Origin of the sequence: Nocardia abscessus NBRC 100374, from assembly GCF_000308455.1 — a bacterium.
GTDB lineage: Bacteria > Actinomycetota > Actinomycetes > Mycobacteriales > Mycobacteriaceae > Nocardia > Nocardia abscessus.
In genome coordinates this window covers 1-19,810 of the sequence record NZ_BAFP01000057.1, presented here as the reverse complement: position 1 = coordinate 19,810, position 19,810 = coordinate 1, and the positions used below count along the sequence as shown (strand labels likewise).

18 protein-coding genes and 1 pseudogene are annotated in these 19,810 nt (G+C 69.8%); 1 reads left to right on the top strand and 18 read right to left on the bottom strand.

Features of this window, described 5'->3' with window-relative positions:
* Positions 1 to 64 precede the first annotated feature (64 nt).
* The 12 genes from ON19_RS11205 to ON19_RS11150 form a co-directional block, all read right to left on the bottom strand.
* The gene (locus ON19_RS11205) at positions 65 to 1,144 is read right to left on the bottom strand and encodes a pseudouridine synthase (protein ID WP_083899287.1); all 1,080 of its coding nucleotides are present in this window, start codon (positions 1,142 to 1,144) and stop codon (positions 65 to 67) included.
* A 9-nt stretch (positions 1,145 to 1,153) separates the two neighbouring features.
* Positions 1,154 to 1,813: an SMC-Scp complex subunit ScpB gene (gene scpB, locus ON19_RS11200; protein ID WP_043689851.1), complete on the bottom strand. Its 660-nt coding sequence runs from the start codon at positions 1,811 to 1,813 to the stop codon at positions 1,154 to 1,156.
* A 76-nt stretch (positions 1,814 to 1,889) separates the two neighbouring features.
* Positions 1,890 to 2,711, bottom strand: a complete 822-nt coding sequence (locus tag ON19_RS11195) for a segregation and condensation protein A (protein WP_051168741.1) — start codon at positions 2,709 to 2,711, stop codon at positions 1,890 to 1,892.
* Positions 2,687 to 2,965 carry a hypothetical protein gene (locus ON19_RS41760; RefSeq protein WP_157229654.1) on the bottom strand — a complete coding sequence of 93 codons (279 nt, stop codon included), beginning with the start codon at positions 2,963 to 2,965 and terminating at the stop codon, positions 2,687 to 2,689. Before ON19_RS41760 ends, ON19_RS11195 begins: the two co-directional genes overlap by 25 nt.
* 438 nt (positions 2,966 to 3,403) lie before the next feature.
* Positions 3,404 to 4,348, bottom strand: a complete 945-nt coding sequence (locus ON19_RS11185; RefSeq protein WP_043689848.1) for a ParA family protein — start codon at positions 4,346 to 4,348, stop codon at positions 3,404 to 3,406.
* Positions 4,349 to 4,538: 190 nt separating this feature from the next.
* A complete protein-coding gene (locus tag ON19_RS11180) occupies positions 4,539 to 5,003 on the bottom strand; it encodes a cupin domain-containing protein (protein WP_043689845.1) in 465 nt (154 codons plus the stop codon).
* A 137-nt stretch (positions 5,004 to 5,140) separates the two neighbouring features.
* A complete protein-coding gene (gene xerD / locus ON19_RS11175) occupies positions 5,141 to 6,085 on the bottom strand; it encodes a site-specific tyrosine recombinase XerD (protein ID WP_043689841.1) in 945 nt (314 codons plus the stop codon).
* Positions 6,086 to 6,091: 6 nt separating this feature from the next.
* Complete coding sequence (locus tag ON19_RS11170; protein WP_043689838.1) at positions 6,092 to 6,751, bottom strand: NUDIX domain-containing protein; 660 nt, start codon at positions 6,749 to 6,751, stop codon at positions 6,092 to 6,094.
* A gap of 4 nt (positions 6,752 to 6,755) precedes the next feature.
* Complete coding sequence (gene pyrG / locus ON19_RS11165) at positions 6,756 to 8,477, bottom strand: CTP synthase (RefSeq protein WP_043689835.1); 1,722 nt, start codon at positions 8,475 to 8,477, stop codon at positions 6,756 to 6,758.
* A 224-nt stretch (positions 8,478 to 8,701) separates the two neighbouring features.
* Entirely contained in the window at positions 8,702 to 9,646 is a 945-nt protein-coding gene (locus ON19_RS11160; RefSeq protein WP_043689833.1) for a copper transporter, read from the bottom strand.
* 10 nt (positions 9,647 to 9,656) lie between these two features.
* Positions 9,657 to 10,871, bottom strand: coding sequence for a putative cytokinetic ring protein SteA (gene steA, locus ON19_RS11155; RefSeq protein WP_043689830.1), 1,215 nt, complete (start codon positions 10,869 to 10,871; stop codon positions 9,657 to 9,659).
* 337 nt (positions 10,872 to 11,208) lie between these two features.
* Complete coding sequence (locus ON19_RS11150; RefSeq protein WP_043689827.1) at positions 11,209 to 11,553, bottom strand: hypothetical protein; 345 nt, start codon at positions 11,551 to 11,553, stop codon at positions 11,209 to 11,211.
* Between the two features lie 525 nt (positions 11,554 to 12,078).
* Between ON19_RS11150 and ON19_RS11145 the strand changes: the two genes are divergently transcribed.
* A complete protein-coding gene (locus ON19_RS11145) occupies positions 12,079 to 12,498 on the top strand; it encodes an SRPBCC family protein (RefSeq protein WP_043689825.1) in 420 nt (139 codons plus the stop codon).
* A 9-nt stretch (positions 12,499 to 12,507) separates the two neighbouring features.
* On the opposite strand, the gene recN is transcribed toward ON19_RS11145, so the two are convergent.
* The 6 genes and pseudogenes from recN to ON19_RS11115 all read right to left on the bottom strand — a co-directional run.
* The gene (recN, locus tag ON19_RS11140) at positions 12,508 to 14,292 is read right to left on the bottom strand and encodes a DNA repair protein RecN (RefSeq protein WP_043689824.1); all 1,785 of its coding nucleotides are present in this window, start codon (positions 14,290 to 14,292) and stop codon (positions 12,508 to 12,510) included.
* A complete protein-coding gene (locus ON19_RS11135; protein ID WP_043689907.1) occupies positions 14,270 to 15,229 on the bottom strand; it encodes an NAD kinase in 960 nt (319 codons plus the stop codon). Before ON19_RS11135 ends, recN begins: the two co-directional genes overlap by 23 nt.
* The gene (locus tag ON19_RS11130) at positions 15,226 to 16,047 is read right to left on the bottom strand and encodes a TlyA family RNA methyltransferase (RefSeq protein ID WP_043689822.1); all 822 of its coding nucleotides are present in this window, start codon (positions 16,045 to 16,047) and stop codon (positions 15,226 to 15,228) included. The genes ON19_RS11135 and ON19_RS11130 overlap by 4 nt, the downstream gene beginning before the upstream one ends.
* 1 nt (position 16,048) lies before the next feature.
* The gene (locus ON19_RS11125) at positions 16,049 to 16,357 is read right to left on the bottom strand and encodes a hypothetical protein (protein WP_227954904.1); all 309 of its coding nucleotides are present in this window, start codon (positions 16,355 to 16,357) and stop codon (positions 16,049 to 16,051) included.
* A 13-nt stretch (positions 16,358 to 16,370) separates the two neighbouring features.
* Complete coding sequence (locus ON19_RS11120; protein ID WP_051168738.1) at positions 16,371 to 17,261, bottom strand: HAD-IIA family hydrolase; 891 nt, start codon at positions 17,259 to 17,261, stop codon at positions 16,371 to 16,373.
* 701 nt (positions 17,262 to 17,962) lie between these two features.
* A pseudogene (locus ON19_RS11115) lies at positions 17,963 to 18,955 on the bottom strand (tetratricopeptide repeat protein); the annotation flags it as partial.
* Positions 18,956 to 19,810: the final 855 nt, after the last annotated feature.

The following is a 19,810-nucleotide window of genomic DNA, read 5'->3' as shown; positions in this document are numbered from 1 at the left end:
GCGACCACGAGCGGGCTCGTACCGGCCGTTCGCCCCGGCGTCTGCACCGGGATCTCCACACCGTTCACAACGACACCGCCTCGTAGAGTTTGCCGATTTCATCGCGGCCGAGCACGCGCAGTGTGCCGGGCCGTTGGTCGCCCAGCGCGACCGGGCCGATATGGGTGCGAACCAGCCGGACGACCGGGTGGCCCACCGCGTCGAGCAGCCGGCGCACGATGTGCTTGCGCCCTTCGTGCAACACCAGCTTCACCAAAGAACGTCCCTCCCCCAGCTCGAGCACCTGGAAACGGTCGACTTTGGCGGGACCGTCCTCCAGCTCGACGCCTTCCCTCAGCTGCTTGCTGATCGCACGGTTGTTCACCTCGCCTTGCACCGTGGCCAGGTAGGTCTTGGAGACCTCGAAGGACGGGTGCATGAGCCGGTGCGCCAGATCGCCGTCATTGGTCAGCAGCAGCAGGCCCTCGGTCTCGGCGTCCAGCCTTCCGACATGGAAGAGGCGCTGACCGGCGGCGATCCGCTCGGCCACGATGTCGCCGACACAGGGGCGTCCCAGATCGTCGGACATCGTGGACTGCCAGCCCTTGGGCTTGTTCAACGCGACGTGCACCAGTTCCTCGCGCACCATCACGCGGGTTCCGTCGACGCGCACCACGGCGCGCTGCGGGTCGATGCGCAGGCCCTGCTCGCGCACGATCATGCCGTCGACTTCGACGCGGCCCTGCGCGATCATCTCCTCGGCGGCCCGGCGCGACGCCACACCCGCCTTGGCGAGGACCTTCTGCAGCCGCTCCCCCTCGCCCCAGGGGAGTTTGGTGTGGCCGCCGGACTCGGCGGGCTCCACATTCTGGTGGCGCGCGGGCTTGGCGTTGCTCAGCAGCGGCGGCTGCGCGACCTGCCGCTGTGGTTTGGGCTTCTTCTTGCCGGCGGGAGCCGTGTGCCGCTGCGGGCTCGGCGCCTGGGCCGATCCGCGCTGGGCCGATCCACGGCCCGTGCCGCCCTGCTGGGCGCCTCGGGCGGTGCTCCCCCGTTGGGCCGCACGCGCGTCGCGTGAGCCCGAGGTGCGGCCCGTGCCACCCCGTTCGGGTGTAGCGCCGCGTTTTCTACGATCCGGTGTGCCATCTCGGCGAGCGGGCGTATTCATCGTTTCCTGTCACTCTTCGGTGCCGAGATCCAAATCGGCCTCGGCGGGTTTCTTCAACCTGGTGTACCGGGGATCGGTGTCCAGGCTCTCGTGGATCTCATCGATCAGGTCGACGCCCGGAAGCAGGGGCGCCAGCGGCGGCAGGTCGCTCAGCGACGCGAGCCCGATCCGTTCCAGGAACAGCTCCGTCGTGCAGTACAGCGTCCCGTTGGTCTCCGGGTCGACGCCTGCCTCGGCGATCAAGCCCCTGGCCAGCAGCGTGCGCATCACCCCGTCGACGTTCACGCCGCGCACCGCGCTGACCCTGGTCCTGGTCACCGGCTGACGGTATGCCACCACCGCCAGCGTTTCCAACGCCGCCCGGGTCAGTTTCGATCGGGAGCCGTCGAGCAGCATCCGCTCCACATACGGCGCGTACTCGCTGCGAGTATAGAAGCGCCAGCCGTCACCTACGAAACGCAGATCCATCCCGCTGGACCGGGCCGACAGTTCGGCGGACATCGCGCGCAGGGTCTGCTCGACCCGCAGCGGGCTGTCGCCGAGGGCGGCCGCGAGCTGGTCAACCGGGGCCGGAGAGTCGACGACCAGCAGCATGGCCTCCAGCGCGGAACGGAAATCGGCGTCCGCGAGCGGCTCCGGGGTGAGTTCCACCACTGTCTCGCTCGTCACGACTGCGCCTCGCCGGAGCCGCGCTGTGTCGTACGTGACCGCACGCTGCGCTCCCCTGTACGGCGACCGGTTCGCCTCACCCGTAGTCCTCCTCGATTGTCATGGTGTCCACCTGTTGCGCGGCTTCGTCGCCGATCCAGCTGACCGACAAGGGACCGAGCGGATCGGGCTGATCGAACTCGATCGTCTTGCCGCGATACAGCTCGAGCAGCGCCAGGAAGCGGGCGACGATCTGGACCGGGACCTCGCAGTCGGCGACCAGCTCGCCGAAGGAGGTCCACGCACCCGCACCACGCTGTTTGAGCCGCTCCAGCACCAGTGCCGCCTGCTCTGCCACCGATATCGCGTGCGTGTGCAAGTGGTCGAGCCCGACCTTGGGTACCGGACGGGGCCGGAAGGCCGCCGCGGCGATCGCGGCGAACTCCGCCGCCCCGACACCCAGCGTAACCTCGGGCAGCAGCTCGGCGTAGCGCTCCTCCAGGCCGACCGCGCGCGGATAGCGGCGCAGCGCGGCCGCCTCCAGCTCCGCGAGCAGTTCGGCGACCTGCTTGAACGCGCGGTACTGCAGCAGCCGGGCGAACAGCAGGTCGCGCGCCTCGAGCAGTTCGAGGTCCTCGGCGTCGGTCATCTCCCCGGACGGCAGCAGGCGCGCCGCCTTCAGATCCAGCAGCGTGGCGGCGACGACGAGGAATTCGGTGGTCTGGTCCAGGATCTTGTCCGAGCGCAACGTGTTCTGCTGTGCCATGTTCGCGGTCAGCGCCTTCGTGTAGGCGATGAACTCGTCGGTGACCTTGTGCAACGCCACCTCGGTGACGTCCAGCTTGCGCGAGCTGATCAGAGTGAGCAGCAGGTCGAAAGGACCCTCGAAATTGCTCAGGCGCAGCCGGAATCCGGGCATCTGCGGGTCCGCAGCCTGCGCAGCTTCACCCGGCGGCGCGTCCGGTGCACTGGTGGCGGAAGCGTCCGGTGCACTGACGGAAGCGTCCGGCACAGCGGCAGCAGCGTCCCGCACAGCGGCAGCAGCATCCGGCACAGCGGAAGCAGCATCCGGCACAGCGGAAGCAGCATCCGGCACAGTAGCGGGGGCGTCGGGCGCGGCGGCGGGAGTATCCGGTACAGCGGCAGAAGCGTCGGGTACAGGGCTGGAAGCATCGGGAGTGTCCGGCGCGGCGGCGGGGATATCCGGCGCGGCCGCAGAAGCGTGCGAAGCATCGGCGGGCGGATCGGTTCGCGTCCGGCGGACATCGCCCGCGGCCGGCTCCACGCGCGGTGCGGGTGACCTCGTCGATGGCTCGTCCGCGTTCTTCCGCGACGCCGGGGCGGCGGCACCCGGCTCCGGTCCGGTCGGCGCGGCAGCGTCACCGACAACGGCCGGGTTCGGCCGCTTGGGCGCCGCGTCGCGGCCCGCGGCGATGAACGCGGCCGCCGCGTTCCCGAGCGCGGGAGTCTCCGCAGCGGCGGCTTGCGATAGCTCGTCCGGCCCACCGGCGCCGGGCGCGCGGTGGTCGGACGTGGGAGTCGATCCGGCTGCGGAAGACCCCTGGCCGGACGGGTCGTGGTGGGACGCAGACGAGGGGCCGGAGCGGCCGGTCACCGGCCCGAGCGGTGGATGACTTCCCGGGCCATCGACCGATAAGCTTCGGCGCCACCGGATTTCGGCGCCCACGTGGTGATGGGTTCGCCCGCCACGCTGGCGTCCGGGAATCGGACGGTGCGCGCGATCGCGGTGTCGTAGACCAGGTCACCGAACACCTCGACGACTCGCGCCATGACCTGGCGGGAATGCAGCAGTCGAGCGTCGAACATGGTGACCACTATCCCGTACAGGCTCAACCGCGGGTTCAGCCGGTCCCGCACCTTCTCGACGGTGTCGTTGAGCAGCGCCAGCCCACGCAGCGAGAAATACTCGCATTCCATCGGGATGATCACGCCGTCCGAGCAGGCCAGGGCGTTGACCGTGAGCAGGCCGAGCGAAGGCTGGCAGTCGATGAGGATGTAGTCGTAGCGGTTGCGCACCGGCTCCAGCGCACGGCCCAGCGACTGTTCCCGGCCGACCTCGTTGACCAGCTGTATCTCCGCGGCGGAGAGGTCGATGTTGCTCGGCAGCAGGTCCATGTTCGGGACGCGCGTCTGCATCAGCACGTCCTCGATGGACACCTTGGAACCGATGAGCAGGTTGTGCACGGTCGAGTCGAGATCGTGGTGGGCGACGCCGAGACCGGCCGACAGCGCGCCCTGCGGGTCCAGGTCCACGAGCAGCACGCGACGGCCGTATTCGGCCAGTGCCGCACCGAGATTGATGGTGGAGGTGGTCTTGCCGACCCCGCCTTTCTGGTTGCACATGGCCACGATCAGCGCGTCACCGTGCTGGCCGACCGGCGGCGGATCCGGCACCAGCCGCAGCGGCCGTCCGGTCGGGCCGAGCGTCGCGTCCTCCGGGACCGGCTCTACCCCGTGGCCCCACAGCGTTTCCGCCGCGGCGTCCGAGTACGGACCCGGTCGCGAGCCCGTAAGCGGCTCCGCCCCAGCACCCATCGGCGGCTCTGCCGCTCCGGCTGTCGTCACGATCCGCTGCTCCTTATACGTTCCTGCCCGTTGCCTCGCCGAGCGTAGCGAGGCCGATCAGGGCCGACCTCGCTTTCGTGCGGTCCAGCTCTCGTTAGACGCTACCGCTTGACGGCACTCGAGTGCCGCGCCTGCGCGCGGCGTGTTCGGCACGCGCTGGTCAGCGCCATCGCGGTCCGCCATCGAAATGAACGTCGAACCGGTCGTGCAACTCGTTCATGCTGTCCCAGTCCGCCTCCCCGCGCGCGATCCGGCCGAGTTGCCGGAAGTACTCGAAGCGGACGATACCGGGTGTGAGCACAGCCAGGAACTCCGCGGGCCCGTCCGCGGCGGCCCCGAAGGCGTGCACCGTGCCCGGCGCGACCACCACCAGGCCACCTTCGCCCACCGTGCTGCGGGCGCCGTCGACGAGAAACTCCATCGTGCCCCCCAGCACGTAGAAGATCTCGGTCGATTTCGTGTGATGGTGCGGCCGGGTGCCGTCCGCCCCCGCGGCGAGGGTCAGCCGATTCGCGCCGAACAGCCCTCCGGAGTTCTCGCTGTCCTCGAGCAGCCGGAAGGACCCCCCGCCGGGCAGCGGAACCGCCTCGACATCGGCCTCGTGAACGATGAAAGACTCTGTCATACACCTCACCTCGCGTCGTGTTCCCGAGTCGGGCGATCACAGCGCATACGCCCGGCGAATCAACACAACCGGACCTTAGTCCACTTTGTTCCGGCACAGCGCGACCTACCCTTGCGAAATCGCCCGTCGCGGAACGTCTATCGGGCTCGGGGGTGGGCGGTGGCCCAGACTTCGCGCAAGGTGTTGACCGTGACCAGGGTGTAGATCTGGGTCGTGGTCACCGACGCGTGGCCGAGCAACTCCTGCACCACCCTGACGTCCGCGCCGCCATCGAGCAAGTGGGTGGCGAACGAGTGGCGCAGCGTGTGCGGCGACACCGCCGCCGCGATACCCGCGCGTTCGGCCGCGGTGTGCAGGACCCGCCAGGCACTCTGCCGGGACAGGCGGGTGCCGCGAGCATTCAGGAACAGGGCTCCCCCGGTGCCCTTACCCCGCGCGGCGAACACCGGGCGTCCACGGACCAGATAGGCGTCCACGGCGGTGAGGGCCGGGCGTCCGATCGGCACCAGGCGCTGTTTCCCGCCCTTGCCGCGCAGCACGACCGCCCGCTCCTCGACATCGAGATCATCGAGGTCCAACCCGACCGTCTCCGAGATCCGGGCGCCGGTGGAATACAGCAATTCCAGCAGAGCACGGTCGCGCAGGCCGCGCGGTCCGCCGTCCGCGCCCGCCGCGGCGTCGGCGGGCCCACCCCCTGCCGCCTCCAGCACGCGCAGCACCTGGTCGTAGGGCAGCGCCTTGGGCAACCTGCGCCCCGGCGCCGGCGGCTTCACCGCGTGCGCCACGTCGGTGTCGGTCAGGCCCTCCGCCGCGGCGAAGCGATGCCAGCCGCGCACCGCGATCAGCGCGCGGGCCACCGAACTCGCCGCCAGCGCGGAGTGCCCGTCACCGCCCGAGCGCAGCGCCATGGTGAACTCCGCGACGTCGGATTCGGCGACCCGCTCCAGCGAGCCGATGCCGCGCCCGGCCAGGAAGTCCAGGTAACGACCGAGGTCGCGCCGATAGGCGCCCAGGGTGTTGGGCGCGACGCCGCGCTCGACGGCGAGATGGTCGAGATAGGCGTCGAGTTCGCGACCGAGCACCTCCGGTCAGTCTTCGGACTTCTGGGCCGCCTTGCGGCGGAGGAAGGCCGTCGGCTGCCCCTCCCACGGAGCGTCCGGCGGCCGCGGCTCGATGCCGCCCGCCCGCGCGGCCGCCAGTGCGAGCACGCCCGCGACAGCGGTCGCGTTGACGATCTCCCCGGCCAGCGCCGCGCGGACCGCCGCCTCGACCGGCATGCGGACCACTTCGAGATCCGCCTCTTCCAGTTCCGGCTCCGGGCGCTCGGTCTCGTACAGATCCCGGGCCAGGTAGATCCGCAGCGCTTCGTCGGTGAAACCGGGCGAGAGCGCCACGTCCACCAGAACCGCCCACTCCCGCGCGGCCAGCCCGGTCTCCTCGGCCAGCTCACGCCGGGCCGCGAGCAGCGGGTCCTCGCCGGGCAGGTCGAGCAGCCCAGCGGGCAGTTCGAGCAGCCGCCTGCCGATCGGGTGGCGGTACTGGTGGATCAGCACCACATTGTCGTCGTCGTCGATCGCGGCGACGGCGACGGCGCCGTGGTGCTCGATCACCTCGCGCTCGACGACCCGCCCGCCCGGCATTCGCACCTGGTCGAGCCGCAACGCCAGGATGGCGCCGCTGTAGACGGTGTCGCCGGAAACGATCTCGAAATCGTGGCTGCCCGGTTCGGCAGCGCCACCGTTGGTCATGCCGTTACGCCTGTTCCGTCGCGCTCGCGAGTTCCTCGCCCGGAATGTCCACCGGCAGCCGCTCGGCCGCCTTGTATTTCAGCGCCGCCGAGATGAGCGCCGCGAACAGCGGATGCGGGCGGGTCGGGCGGCTCTTCAACTCCGGATGCGCCTGGGTGGCGACGAAGAACGGATGCACATCGGCGGGCAACTCGACGAACTCGACCAGGTGCCCGTCCGGCGAGGTGCCGCTGAACTTCAGTCCGCTCTCGGCGATCTTGTCGCGGTAGGCGTTGTTGACCTCGTAGCGGTGGCGATGACGCTCGGAGACCTGCTCGCTGCCGTAGGCATGGGCGACCACCGAGCCCTTCTCCAGCATGGCCGGGTAGGCGCCGAGGCGCATGGTGCCGCCGAGATCGGCCTCACCGGCCACGGCCTGCTCCTGGTCGGCCATGGTGGAGATGACGGGATGCGGTGTGTCCGGCTCGAATTCGGCCGAGTTCGCCTCCGCCAGTCCCACCCTGCGAGCCGCCTCGATCACGACGCACTGCAGGCCGAGGCACAGGCCCAGCAGCGGGATGCCGCGGGTGCGCGCGTAGTGGATCGCGCCGACCTTGCCCTCGATGCCGCGGATACCGAATCCGCCGGGAATCAGCACGGCGTCCACGTCGCGCAGCGCGTGCTGCGCCCCGGAGGCGGTCTCGCACTCGTCGGAGGGCACCCAGCGGATGTTCACCTTGGCGCGCGAGGCGAACCCGCCCGCCCGCAGCGCCTCGGTGACCGAGAGGTAGGCATCGGGCAGGTCGACGTACTTGCCGACCAGCGCGACCTCCACCGTCTCGCGCGGGGAGTGCACCCGGTCGAGCAGATCGCCCCACACGGTCCAGTCCACGTCGCGGAACGGCAGGCCCAGCCTGCGCACCACGTAGGCGTCCAGCCCCTCCCGGTGCAGCACGCGGGGGATGTCGTAGATCGACGGCGCGTCCGGGGTGGAGATGCAGGCGTCCACCTCGACGTCGCACATCAGCGCGATCTTGCTCTTCAGCGCCTGCGGGACCTCGCGGTCGCAACGCAGGATCAGCGCGTCGGGCTGGATGCCGATATTGCGCAGCGCGGCCACCGAGTGCTGGGTCGGCTTGGTCTTCAGTTCACCCGAGGGCGCGAGGTAGGGCACCAGCGACACGTGCAGGAAGAAGACGTTGTCGCGTCCGACGTCGTGGCGGATCTGGCGGGCGGCCTCCAGGAACGGCTGCGACTCGATGTCGCCGACGGTGCCGCCGATCTCGGTGATCACCACGTCCGGGGTGTGACCCTGCAGATCCGGGCCGCGCATGGCGAGGATCCGGTTCTTGATCTCGTCGGTGATGTGCGGGATCACCTGCACCGTGTCACCGAGATACTCGCCGCGGCGTTCCTTGGCGATCACCGACGAATAGATTTGCCCGGTGGTCACATTCGCGTCCCGGGACAGGTCCCGGTCGAGGAAGCGCTCGTAGTGGCCGACGTCCAGGTCGGTTTCCGCGCCGTCCTCCGTCACGAACACCTCGCCGTGCTGGAAGGGGTTCATCGTGCCGGGATCGACGTTCAAGTACGGGTCGAGTTTCTGCATCGTGACGCGCAGCCCACGCGCCGTCAGCAGCTGACCGAGGCTGGAGGCGGTAAGACCTTTACCCAATGAGGAGGCGACACCACCGCTGACGAAGATGTGCTTCGTGGCCGTTCGCGCCTGAATCCGTGTTTGACCCACGGGTCTTCACGGTAACACGGATCCGCCCGTCCGTTCGAATGCCACGCTCGTTTGCCGGTCGATCGCCAGGCGCCGGTCAGAGCATCCGCGGCCCGACTGTGAGGTGGGTCGCGTCCCGGGCGGCAGCCGTCGCCGGGAACCGGTGCCGCGAAGACCGCGCAGGCGGCGGGCCGACGCCCGACCCGGCCCAATACGAGCTGCGGGTACCCGGCGATTTCGGCAGGTCAGCCCGGGAGCGCGGCCAAGGTGAGCGACGCGGCTTTGGCACCGGTGCCATAGCGGCCCGCACCACCGTTGAGCTGTTCGCCGAGCGCGAGCACCGTGGTGACGCGGCCGAGTTCTCGTTCGAGATTGTCGACGGTGCTCACCTGCGCCGCGAGCGCGGCGTCGGTGCGGACCACGGCGATCGGCCCTTGCGCGTCCGCGGCTCCCGTGCGGCCCGCGAGCACCACCCCCGCCCCACGACCGCGCAGGGCTCCGGCGAAGCGGGCGGTGTTCGAGCCGGCACCGTCCCGGGCGGCATCGACGCCGTTGCCGGTGACAACGACCGCGAGCTGCGCGGGGTGCACCGGCGTGTCGCCATAGGCGAGGAAACCGCCGCCGCGCAGGGTCTCCAGCACCAACCCGAGTTCCTGCGGAGTGCCGCGGGTTTGCCCGCTGGCCGGGTCCAGCAGCAGCACCAGGCCGAGCAGGTCACCGGCCATGCTGCCCTGGTCCACCGCGCCGGTACGCAGCTGCGCCCCGGCCGGGATGACGTTCGTGACGGCCGTGCGCATCCGGTCACCCTCGGCGGCGTCGATGAAGGCCTCGGTGAGCGCGATCCGGCCGGTGACGCCCGCGCCGGAGATCTCGAGTGCCCGCGTCACCGCGTCGACGTCCCCGGGATCGGCGTCCGGGGTCGTGAACACCACGACGCTGCGGTCGGCGAGCGTACCGCCGAGGATGCGGCCCGATGACCCGGCGACGAACCGGTCGGCGGCCATGGCCTGGTCGTCGAGCTGCCGGTTCTGTTCGGTCAGGGCGTCGACCTGCTGCCGCAGCTCGGTCTTGTCCGCCCGCAGGCCCGACAGCAGGTCCGCCGCGAGTGTCTGGGATCCGAGCACCACGCCGATCGCGAGCGCGAGGAAGATCGCGACGATCGAGATGGCATGCTGGCGCATCGAAATCATTGTTCTCCCTTTAGAGTTCCCAGGATCCGAGCTGCCCTTGCGCCCACCGCGCGAAGCGGTTCCAGATGTCCACACCCCAGTCGGCGAACTCGCCGCCGCTGTTGGACGCCAGCAGTACGACGATCACCGCGACCAGCGCGGCGAGCACCACCAGCGCGACCGCGATCCCGGACACCCGGGTGCGGTACAGGGTGGCCACGGCCTTCGCGTCCATCAGCTTCGTGCCGACCTTGAGCCGGGTGAGGAACGTGGCCGGATTGCTGTCGCGCCGGCCGCGATCGAAGAAATCGTCGAGCGAGGCAGGCGCCCCCGCGGTGACGATCAGCGCCGCGCCGTGATGATCCGCGAGCAGCAGTGCCAGATCGGCGGCCGAACCGGAGGAGGGGAACGTCGTCGCGCCGATGCCGAGGTCCTGGATGCGTTCCAGCCCCTTGGCGTGACCGTCGGTGTCGGCGGGCAGGATGACCTCCGCGCCACATTTCATGGTCGCGGAGGTGATCTCGTCGGGGTCGCCGACGATGACGTCGGGCCGGTAGCCCCGCCTGCGCAGCGTGTCGGCGCCACGGCCGACGCCGATCAGAATCGGGGCGTATTCCTTGATGAACGGCTTGAGCCGCTGCAGATCCTCGGCATGATCCGGGCCGTCGGCGACGACGACCACGTGCCGGTGCTTCATCGCCAGGTCCAGTCCCGGAACGCCGAAGCCGTCGATGAGCAGGGCGCTCTCGGTCCGGATGAACTCGATGGTATTGCCCGCGAAGGCCTCCAGGTGATCGGCCAGCCCGTTGCGCGCCTCAATCATCCGTTCCGCGATGGCGGACTCGGTGAGCTCGATGCCCTCGACGAGGACCTCCGGCTCCTTCTTGATCAGCTTGTCGGCATAGACCACGCCGCCATCGATGCGGACCTTCACACCGTCCTTGATCCTCTTGAACGCGTCCGAGCTCACCGTGTCCAGCAGCAGGATCCCGTTGGTCACCAGCGCCTCGGGGCCGAGGTTCGGGTAGCGGCCGGAAATGGACGGCGAAGTGTTGATCACCGCGCCGACGCGCGCCTCGACCAGGCGGTCGGCGGTCATCCGGTCGAGGTCCATCTCGTCGAGGACGACGATGTCACCCGGCCCGATCCGCCCGAGCAGCCGCCGGGTGTTGCGATCCACCCGGGCCGTCCCGATCAGACCCGGAAGCGTTTCGGTGTTTCTCGACAACAGCGCCGGCATCCTCATACGCCGATGATTGCGGCAAACCCTCAACCATTAGTGGAGGCGCGCCGTTTCACGCCCCGCATTCGCGTGCCGGAACCTCTTCCATCACCGGCGCGGCAAGTGCGGCACACGCCTGGAACTCGAAGTCCCGAACAGGTGAAGTTGGCCTATCTGTGCTGTTAAAACGGTTACAGCGAACAGATGAGGCAACGCGAGCCGACCGTGACAGTTGCGCGCCCGCCCCTTTACCCAGCCGCACGAACCACAGCGACGCGGCCGGACCCCGCCCGTAAGCGAACGCTGCCCCGCAGTCGGCAGACAGGGCAGCGAATGGGCCGCTACCGCACGTGCGCACCGATCAGCACCACTTCGCATGCGGGCGGCACACGGTCCAACCGCTGCCGTCGGGACGCTGCGTCCGAGTCCAAGCCGAGTCGCCCGCGCCATCGCTCGCACCGCTCTCGCCGGACTCCGGCCCGTTGCGCCGGTGATAGTCACGCAGGGCATCCCGGTGCTCGTTCTGCCGCAGGGGATTCGGGTCGGAGTGCTGGTATCCGAACGGGTCTATCGCATGCCAGCCCGTCGAGTCGCCGTGCGAACCCGAGCGACCGGAGTGATCGGAACCGGACAAGGACTCCGCCGCGGCGCCGCCCGCCGCCGAGACCGACCCCGCGGCCAGGCCGGCGACGATCAGCGCGAGCACCCGCTTCCTCGACGTGCCCCGCCTTCGCCGGGTCGCCGTGACAGAACGGCGCGATCCGCCCGCCTCGGTCGTCGCTGGAAGAACGCTGCGCATCATGGCCCCTTTGCCTCGGTGCTGCCCGATGTCCGGCGGAATTCATCCGCCGTTCATCTACTGATTTCCATAGTAGATGAGAAAACGGACATTGCGGACAGCATTTGCGCGCGCCGCCGTCTCGTTGGCGAAAGTTGTTGTTCCCAGCCGCTTTGCAGTCGCGCAACCGCGCACTCCCCACAGGTTCCCTGTCGCCGCACCAGTAAGCAGTCCGACACTTCAGGGTTTCACACGTATTTCTTCAGTAGATCGAGGCGGTGGCAGGCGAAGAACCGCTTCTGCGTTGCGTCGACTTCGTCGCCTGGGCACGCGCAAGCGACCGCCGGCAACCCGACAGCTCCGCGCCGATTGTGATGCGGACAACACGATCACCGAGCCGTACCCGCTGTAGCTATATGCTGCCGGTCACACGTAACTCGAAGAGGAGATTTCATGGCCAGCACTACCGTCGACGCCGTCATCGCCGCACCGCGTGAGGTCGTGTACCGGCTCTTCGCCGACCGCGAGAGCATCAGCCCCTACGTGCCGGTCCAGGTCAAGCTGGTCAAGCCCGGCCTGACCGAGCGGGAGGGCGTCGGCGCCCAGCACCTGATCGGACTCGGCCCGGTGGGCGTCACCGAAGAGATCACCAAGCTCGTGCCCGGCGAGCGGATGGAATACAAGATCGTCAAGGGCGCACCGGTGAAGCGCCACGTCGGCATCGTCACCTTCACCGACGCCGACAACGGCACCCTGGTCTCCTACACCATGGAATCCGACCCGTCGTTGCCGGTGCCCGCCAAGGTGCTGGAGTTCGGGCTGAAGAACCTGATCGGCCAGTTCATCAAGGGCGCGCAGAAGGCCGTGCGCTGACCGACGCGCTCAGCGCGTCGCCGCCTCGGCGCCCGCTTTCTCGGCGCGCGCCGTCGCCAGCAGTTCCTCCGCGTGTGCCCGGCCGGTCTCGGTGTCGTCGAGACCGGCCAGCATGCGCGCCAGCTCGACGACCCGCTCATCGTTGGTGAGCGCACGGACACCACTGTTGACCGCGCCCTTGCCGTCGTCGGACTTGTCGACCACCAGATGGGTGTCGGCGAACGCCGCCACCTGCGGCAGATGGGTCACCACGATCACCTGATGGGTGCGCGCCAACCGGGCCAGCCTACGACCGATCTCCACCGCGGCGCGTCCGCCGACACCGGCGTCGACCTCGTCGAACACCATGGTCGCTCCGTGATCGGAGCTGGCGAGCACCACTTCCAGCGCCAGCATTACGCGCGACAGTTCACCACCTGACGCGCTCTTGCTCAACGGCAACGACTGCGCGCCCGAATGCGCCGACAGCCGGAACTCGGCCTCATCGATACCCGTGTGCCCGGCGTGCAATTCCTGTCCGTCGACGGTGAGCGGCGCCGTGTCCTGCGCTCCCGCGAGCAACGGCCGCACCTCGACTTCCAGACGCGCCTTGCCCATCGCCAGGCCGCCCAGCTCGGCGCTCACCGCCGCCGCCAGCTTGCCTGCCGCCTTGGCCCGCACGCCGCTCAGCTTCTTCGCCGCCTCCCGCACCCGATCGGCCGCGGTGTCCACCTCGGCGGCCAGCTTGGCCAGCGCCTCCTCCGAGACGTCGAGCGAACCGAGCCGGGTACGCGCTTCCTGCGCCCAGGCCAGCACACCGTCGATGTCGGGTGCGTATTTGCGGGTCAGCGTCTTCAATTCGGCCTGCCGGGTGAGCAGCGAATCCAGCGCGCCCGGATCCGAAGGCAGGTCGGAGAGGTACCCGCTCAACTCGGTGGTCACGTCGATCACGACGGCGATGGCGTCGGCCAGGCGCGGCGCGAGCGCGACCAGCGCCGGGTCGTCGGCGGCCTCGATCCGGGCGCGTGCGGTGCCGAGCGCCTCCAGCGCGCCGGATCCGTCTTCGGGTGTGTCGGCCGGTCCGGCCAGCGCGCCGTGCGCGGTGGCCGCCGCGTCGCGCAGCGAATCCAGATCGCTGAGCCTGCGCACCTCGTCGACGATGCGCACGTCCTCGCCGGGTTCGGGTGCGATGGCGTCGATTTCGTTCAGCGAGTGCTTGAGCCGATCGGCCTCGAGCGCCAATTCCCTGCTGCGCGCGGTCCGTTCGAGCAATTCGGTGCGGGCATCGAGCCACGATCGCCGCAGCACCTGGTACTTCCGCAGCGCAGTGCCCACCGCGTCGCCCGCGAACTGATCCAGCGCCGACAACTGCTGATCGGGACGCTGCAAACGCAGCTGGTCGTTCTGGCCGTGCACGGTCAGCAGAGACGCGGTGAAATCGGCCAGCACCGAGGCGGGTACGCCGCGGCCGCCGAGGTGCGCACGGGAGCGGCCGTCGCTGCCGACCGTGCGGATCGCGATGACGCTGCCGTCGTCGTCCGGCTCGGCGGCGGCCGCTTCCAGCACCTGCGCGACCTCGGCGCGGGCGGCGTCGTTGACGTCGTCGACGGTGAACCGGCCCTCCACCACGGCTCGAGGCGCGCCGAGCCGGACTCGGCCCGCGTCCGCGCGCGCACCGCTGAGCAGATGCAGGCTGGTCACCACCATGGTCTTGCCCGCTCCGGTCTCACCGGTCAGGCAGGTCAGTCCCGCATGGAATTGCGCGGTCGCGGTGGCAATGACGCCAAGCCCGTCAATCCTGATCTCTGTCAGCACTTGTGCTCTCCGTTCGCCGTCGGCCACGCCAGCCTGTCACGGGCAATTGGAACTTGCGCACCATCCGGTCGGCGAACGGTGCGGAGTCCAGCCGCACCCAGCGCACCGGTTGAGCGCCGCGAACCGCCTCGACCCGGCCGCCACTGGGCAGTGCGAGCGTGCGCCTGCCGTCCAGGAAAACTATCGCATCGTGTCCGGACGCCACGGACTCGACCGCGATCCGGGACTCCGGGCTGGTCACCAGCGGCCGCGCGAACAGGGCATGGGCATTGCTCGGGATCACCAGCAACGCCTCGAGTTCCGGCCACACCACCGGACCGCCCGCGGAGAAGGCGTAGGCGGTCGATCCGGTCGGCGTCGCGATGAGGATGCCGTCGCAGCCGAACGACGACACCGGACGGCCGTCCACCTCCAGCACCACTTCCAGCACGCCCATGCGCGAAGCGTTTTCGATGCTCGCCTCGTTCAGCGCCCACCCGCTCTCGACGACCTCGTCGTCGATCCGGACCATGACGTCGATGGTCATCCGGTGCTCGATCGTGTAATCGCGCCGGACCACCTGCGCGAGCGCCTCGTCCAGGTGTTCGGCCTCGGCCTCGGTGAGAAAACCGATGCGGCCGAGATTGATTCCGAGCACCGGCACCCCGGCTGAGCGGGCCAGCTCGGCCGCGCGCAGGAACGTTCCGTCGCCACCGAGCACGAGCACCATCTCGCAGCCGACCGCCGCCTGCGGGCTGTGCTCGACCACGCGCACCGGAAAGCCTCCCGGCTCGGCCTCGAATCGCGTGCTGTCCGCCTCGTCGGCCAGCACGCGCAGGCAGATGCCCGCGTCCCCGAAGATCTTCGCCACCCGGTGGGCGGTCTCGATGATCTCCGCGCGGCCCGGATGGGACACCAGCAAGATCTCCCGGCCGCAGGGCTGGGCCAGCGCGTTCACTGTGGACCCTCCTCAACCGCACGTTCGACCAGCGCCGCGACCTGCTCGTCGTCGTATTCGAACGGTCCGTCGTTGCGCAGCCACAAGAAGTATTCGACATTGCCGGACGGCCCGGGCAGCGGGCTGGCCACCGCACCGAGCGTGCGCATGCCCAGCCCCGCGGCCGCCGCCGCCACCGTACGCACCGCGTCGGCGCGCAGCGCGGGATCGCGCACCACGCCACCGGAGCCGACCCGCTCCTTGCCGACCTCGAACTGCGGTTTCACCATGGGCAACAGATCGGCGCCGGGTGCCGCGCAGGCCGCCAGCGCGGGCAGCACCAGGGTCAGCGAGATGAACGACAGGTCGCCCACCACCAGCTCGACCGGGCCACCTATGGTCTCGGGCGTCAGACTGCGCACATTGGTGCGATCGAACACCCGGACCCGCTCGTCGGTGCGCAGGCGCCAGACCAGCTGTCCGTAGCCCACGTCGACCGCGACGACCTCCCGCGCTTCCCGGCTGAGCAGCACATCGGTGAAACCGCCGGTCGACGCGCCCGCGTCCAGGCAGCGCTTGCCCGGCACGGACAGACCGTCCGGCTCGAACCGCTCCAGCGCGCCGAGCAGTTTGTGCGCGCCGCGCGAGGCCCAGGACACCTCATCGGGCTCCTCGCGCACCACCAGTGGCGTGCCCGTCTCGACGGCGGTCGCCGGCTTCACCGCGACGGTTCCGGCTATCAGGACGCGGCCGGCGCCGATCAGCTCGACCGCGTGTTCCCGCGATCTCGCCAATCCGCGGCGAACCAGTTCCGCGTCCACCCGTGCGCGTCTGGCCACCTCAGATCTTGTCCACCGTGGCCAAGGCCTGTACCAGCACGTCATGTGCCTGCTCCAGGATGCGCGCGCGACGAGTGATGTCGACTCCGGCCTCCGCGCTCTCGGGGGCGGGCGCGGCCCCGCTCCAGCCGGGCCGGTCGAGTTCGGCGAGCAGGCTGTCGACCTCGCCGCGGATTCGCTCCGGATCGGCAGGCTCCGCATGCCCAGCAGCGCCAGGCAGATGCTGACCGGGCAACGGAATTCCCGGGCGGGGGCCTTGTGCACCGGCGGCCGTGCCGGGACCGTTCGGACGGGGCGTAGGAGTAGTCATCGTGGCGTCAACGCTATCGGATTTCCGAATCGGACGCGCGTACCGTCACAGCTCTTCCCGGGTTGCGCTGCAGCATCTCGCCGAGGTCGGCTTCCGGTTCGGCGGCTACCGGCGGGTGAGCGAGGGCGTCGAGCGAGTCGGCGACGAAAGTCGGGATCTGCCCGTCCGGAGCCTTGCGCAGTTCGTCCAGGGTGCTGACTCCGGTGAACACCAGCAACGAGTCGAGGCCGACCCGGTTGGCCCCCTCGATATCGGTGTCGAGGCGGTCGCCCACCACCAAGGCATTGCGGGAGCCGGCCCGGAGGATCGCGTCCTCCAACAGGGGCGCGTACGGTTTACCCGCCACGATCGGCTCCCGATCGGAGGCGGCGCGCAGCGCGGCGACCATCGCGCCGTTGCCCGGCGCCAGACCGCGTTCGTTCGGCAACGTCTTGTCGGTGTTGGCCGCGACCCACAGCGCGCCCGACCGCAGAGCGTAAGCGGCTTCGGCGAGGTCCGGCCAAGCGGTTTGGGGCGAATGCCCTTGCACCACAGCGGCGGGCGCCTCCCCGTCGAAGCGCCGGATCGGCCGCAGCCCGGCCGCGTCCACTTCGGCGGCCAGGTCGTCGGTCCCGACGACCAGCACCCGAGCCCCTCGATCGAGCCGCTCGGCCAGCAACCGCGCCGCCGCCTGGGCGCTGGTGACCACATCGTCACAGGACGCGGGGAAGCCGAGTTCGGACAGATGCGCGGCGACGACGTCCGGTCCGCGACTGGCATTGTTCGTGACGTACACCAGCCGCTGCTCCGCCTGCCTCTGCGCTGCCAGCGCCTCCGGCGCCCCCGCGATGACCTCGTGACCGCGGTACAGCGTGCCGTCCAGATCCAGCAGCAGGGCTAGATAGCGATCTCGTAGCCGCTTCACACCACTCTCACTCCGTGTCACCGATCGGCGCTGTGCCGACTCGCATACCACCGGCCCCTCCAGCAGCACAGCCGCTCGGCGAGTCCGAGACACTCGAACACTACGCCAGCGAGCGAACCGGAAAGACGTGGCGTCGACCACTGCGACTACCCCGGATTACAAGCGCCACAGGGCAGTTTCGCAGATCACGGGCGGAAGTTCCGGTCATCAGAATCTCACCGATCGACGTTGGGCCGGAGGCATCGCCTGCACGGGTGCCACAACTCGTGCACAAGCCGCCTGATGCCCTGGGTTCTTTCTGTCGATGCCGCCCTTCGCGCAGCGACGACGGCCACGCGTGGACTGCCACGCCACGCGACAAGCGCTGCCGGGCCGCCGGGATCGGCAGGACGGACGGTCACAAGTCAGGAGCCCTTCCGGCGCGGCGCTCCAGACTCCGGGTCCGGCGGGCGAGGTGACCAGCAGGACGGCGGCCGACGCCGCGGTGGCTTTACCCGCCGTGGCGATCGAAGGGCGAAGGGCCGCGCCTGGAAAGGTACGAATCACCGATCCGGTCGCCGACGAGCGGAAACCCCCTCGGCGCGACCGCCACCAGCCAGCCGACCTGCCCGTTTCTGTCCTCAGAACGTCATCGATCGGATTTGTGCAGCCGGCATCGCCATCTCGGCAGGCAACAGACCGTATCGGTCGCCGGGGCAGATTCAGATCTCGCTGTCGCCCGTGAGTTCGGCGGCGCGCTCTTCGGCGTCCGTGTCTCCGTCGAGGTCGGCCGAGGCGGCGTTGAGGAACCAGGTGAGGCCCTCGTCGGTGCGGCCCGCGGCGACGAGTGCGTCGGCGTACGCGTAGAAGAGGCGGGCGGCGGCGGAGCCGGTCCGCGACGGGTCGAGATCCGAGGTCTGCAATGTCACGACCGCTTGGTCGTACTGGCCGAGGTCCATTCGCGCCCCCGCGACGACGATGCGCAGCTCGGCGGCCTCGTCTCCCTGTAGGGCGCGGGCCTCGTCACTGCGGCCGAGTTCGATCGCGCGCTCCGGTCTGCCCAGCCCGCGCTCGCAGTCGGCCATGACGGCCAGCAGTCCGGAGCCACCGGACATCCGGCGCGCGGTACGCAACTCCGACAGGGCTTCCGCCCATTCGCCCGCGTGGTAGGCCACCACACCCGCTGTCTCCCGCACCACAGCGATCCTGCCCGCCCGCTGCCGCGCGGCCCGCGCGTGTGCGAGAGCGAGCCCGGGATCGTCGTCGAGCAGGCGCACCGCCATCACCAAGTGCCGGGCAACCGTCTCCGCGTTGCTTTTGTCCAAGCTCAGCAGGTCCCGCCGCACGGCGGAGTCGAGATCGGCCGGCTGCACTTCCTCAGGCAGATCGGGTTCCTCCGGACGCGGCGGGCGGCGTTCCAGGGAACGGTTCCCACCGGCACGGGCCCCTTCGCCGCCCCTGCGACGGTCCTGCGACGCGTCGCCGCGCGGCGCGCGATCCTCGCGATCCGGACCCGGATGCCGGCGATCGTCATCGCGGCGCTGGAAACCGGAGTCACCGCGCCGCCCCGCGTCACCGCGCTCATCGGAATCACCACGACGCTTGAATCCACCGCGCTCGCCCGACTCACTACGCCAGGCATCGCCCCGGTCACCGGAATCGTCACGGCGACGGTTGAACCCACCGCGCTCGCCCGACTCACTACGCCGGGCATCGCCTCGATCACCGGAATCGTCACGGCGACGGTTGAACCCACCGCGCTCGCCCGACTCACTACGCCGGGCATCGCCTCGATCACCGGAATCATCACGGCGACGGTTGAACCCACCGCGGGTATCGCTGCGATCGAACCCGCCGCGGGCACCGGAGTCACCGCCAGGACGGGACCCGCCCCGCGAATCGTCGCGGCGCTCGCCGGAGTCACTCCGGCGTTTGAAGCCGCCGCGGTCGCCGGAATCCTGATTGCGCTGGAATCCGCTTCGCTCCCCGGACCCGCCTCTGCCGGCGGAACCGCCACGGCCTGCGGACTCCTCCCGGCGCTGGAAACCACCGCGCTGGGGTGCGTCGCCCCCGCGACGGAAGCCACCGGCGTCACCACCCCGGTCGCTGGACTCCTGACGTTTGAACCCACCGCGCTCGCTCGAACCGCCGCGCTGGTCGTGACCGCCGCTGTCGCCGCGACGGTTGAACCCGGCGGAATTGTCGCGGCGCTGGAAACCACCCCGGTCGGAGGAACCTTCCCGTCGACCGGAACCACCCGATTCCCCGCGGCGCGGAGAGTCGCCTCGCTCACCGGAATCGCCTCGACGGTTGAAGCCACCGCCGCGTCGGCCACCGTCCTGCTGGTCACCTCGCCCGCCGGACCCGGAGTCTGGAGCGCCGCGCCGGAAGGGCTTCCGATCGTCGTTTTGGTCCGGCACGGTGCTCCCTTTCTTGGTTTCGCGAAAAGTCGTTATACCCACAAATTCAATCACGTACCTGCGGTGGGGCGCGGGGCACGGCAAGGTTCGTCGGAGCCTGTGGGGTGCTCAAACGCGGATAGGGGACCCAGAATCTGGGTCCCCTATCGC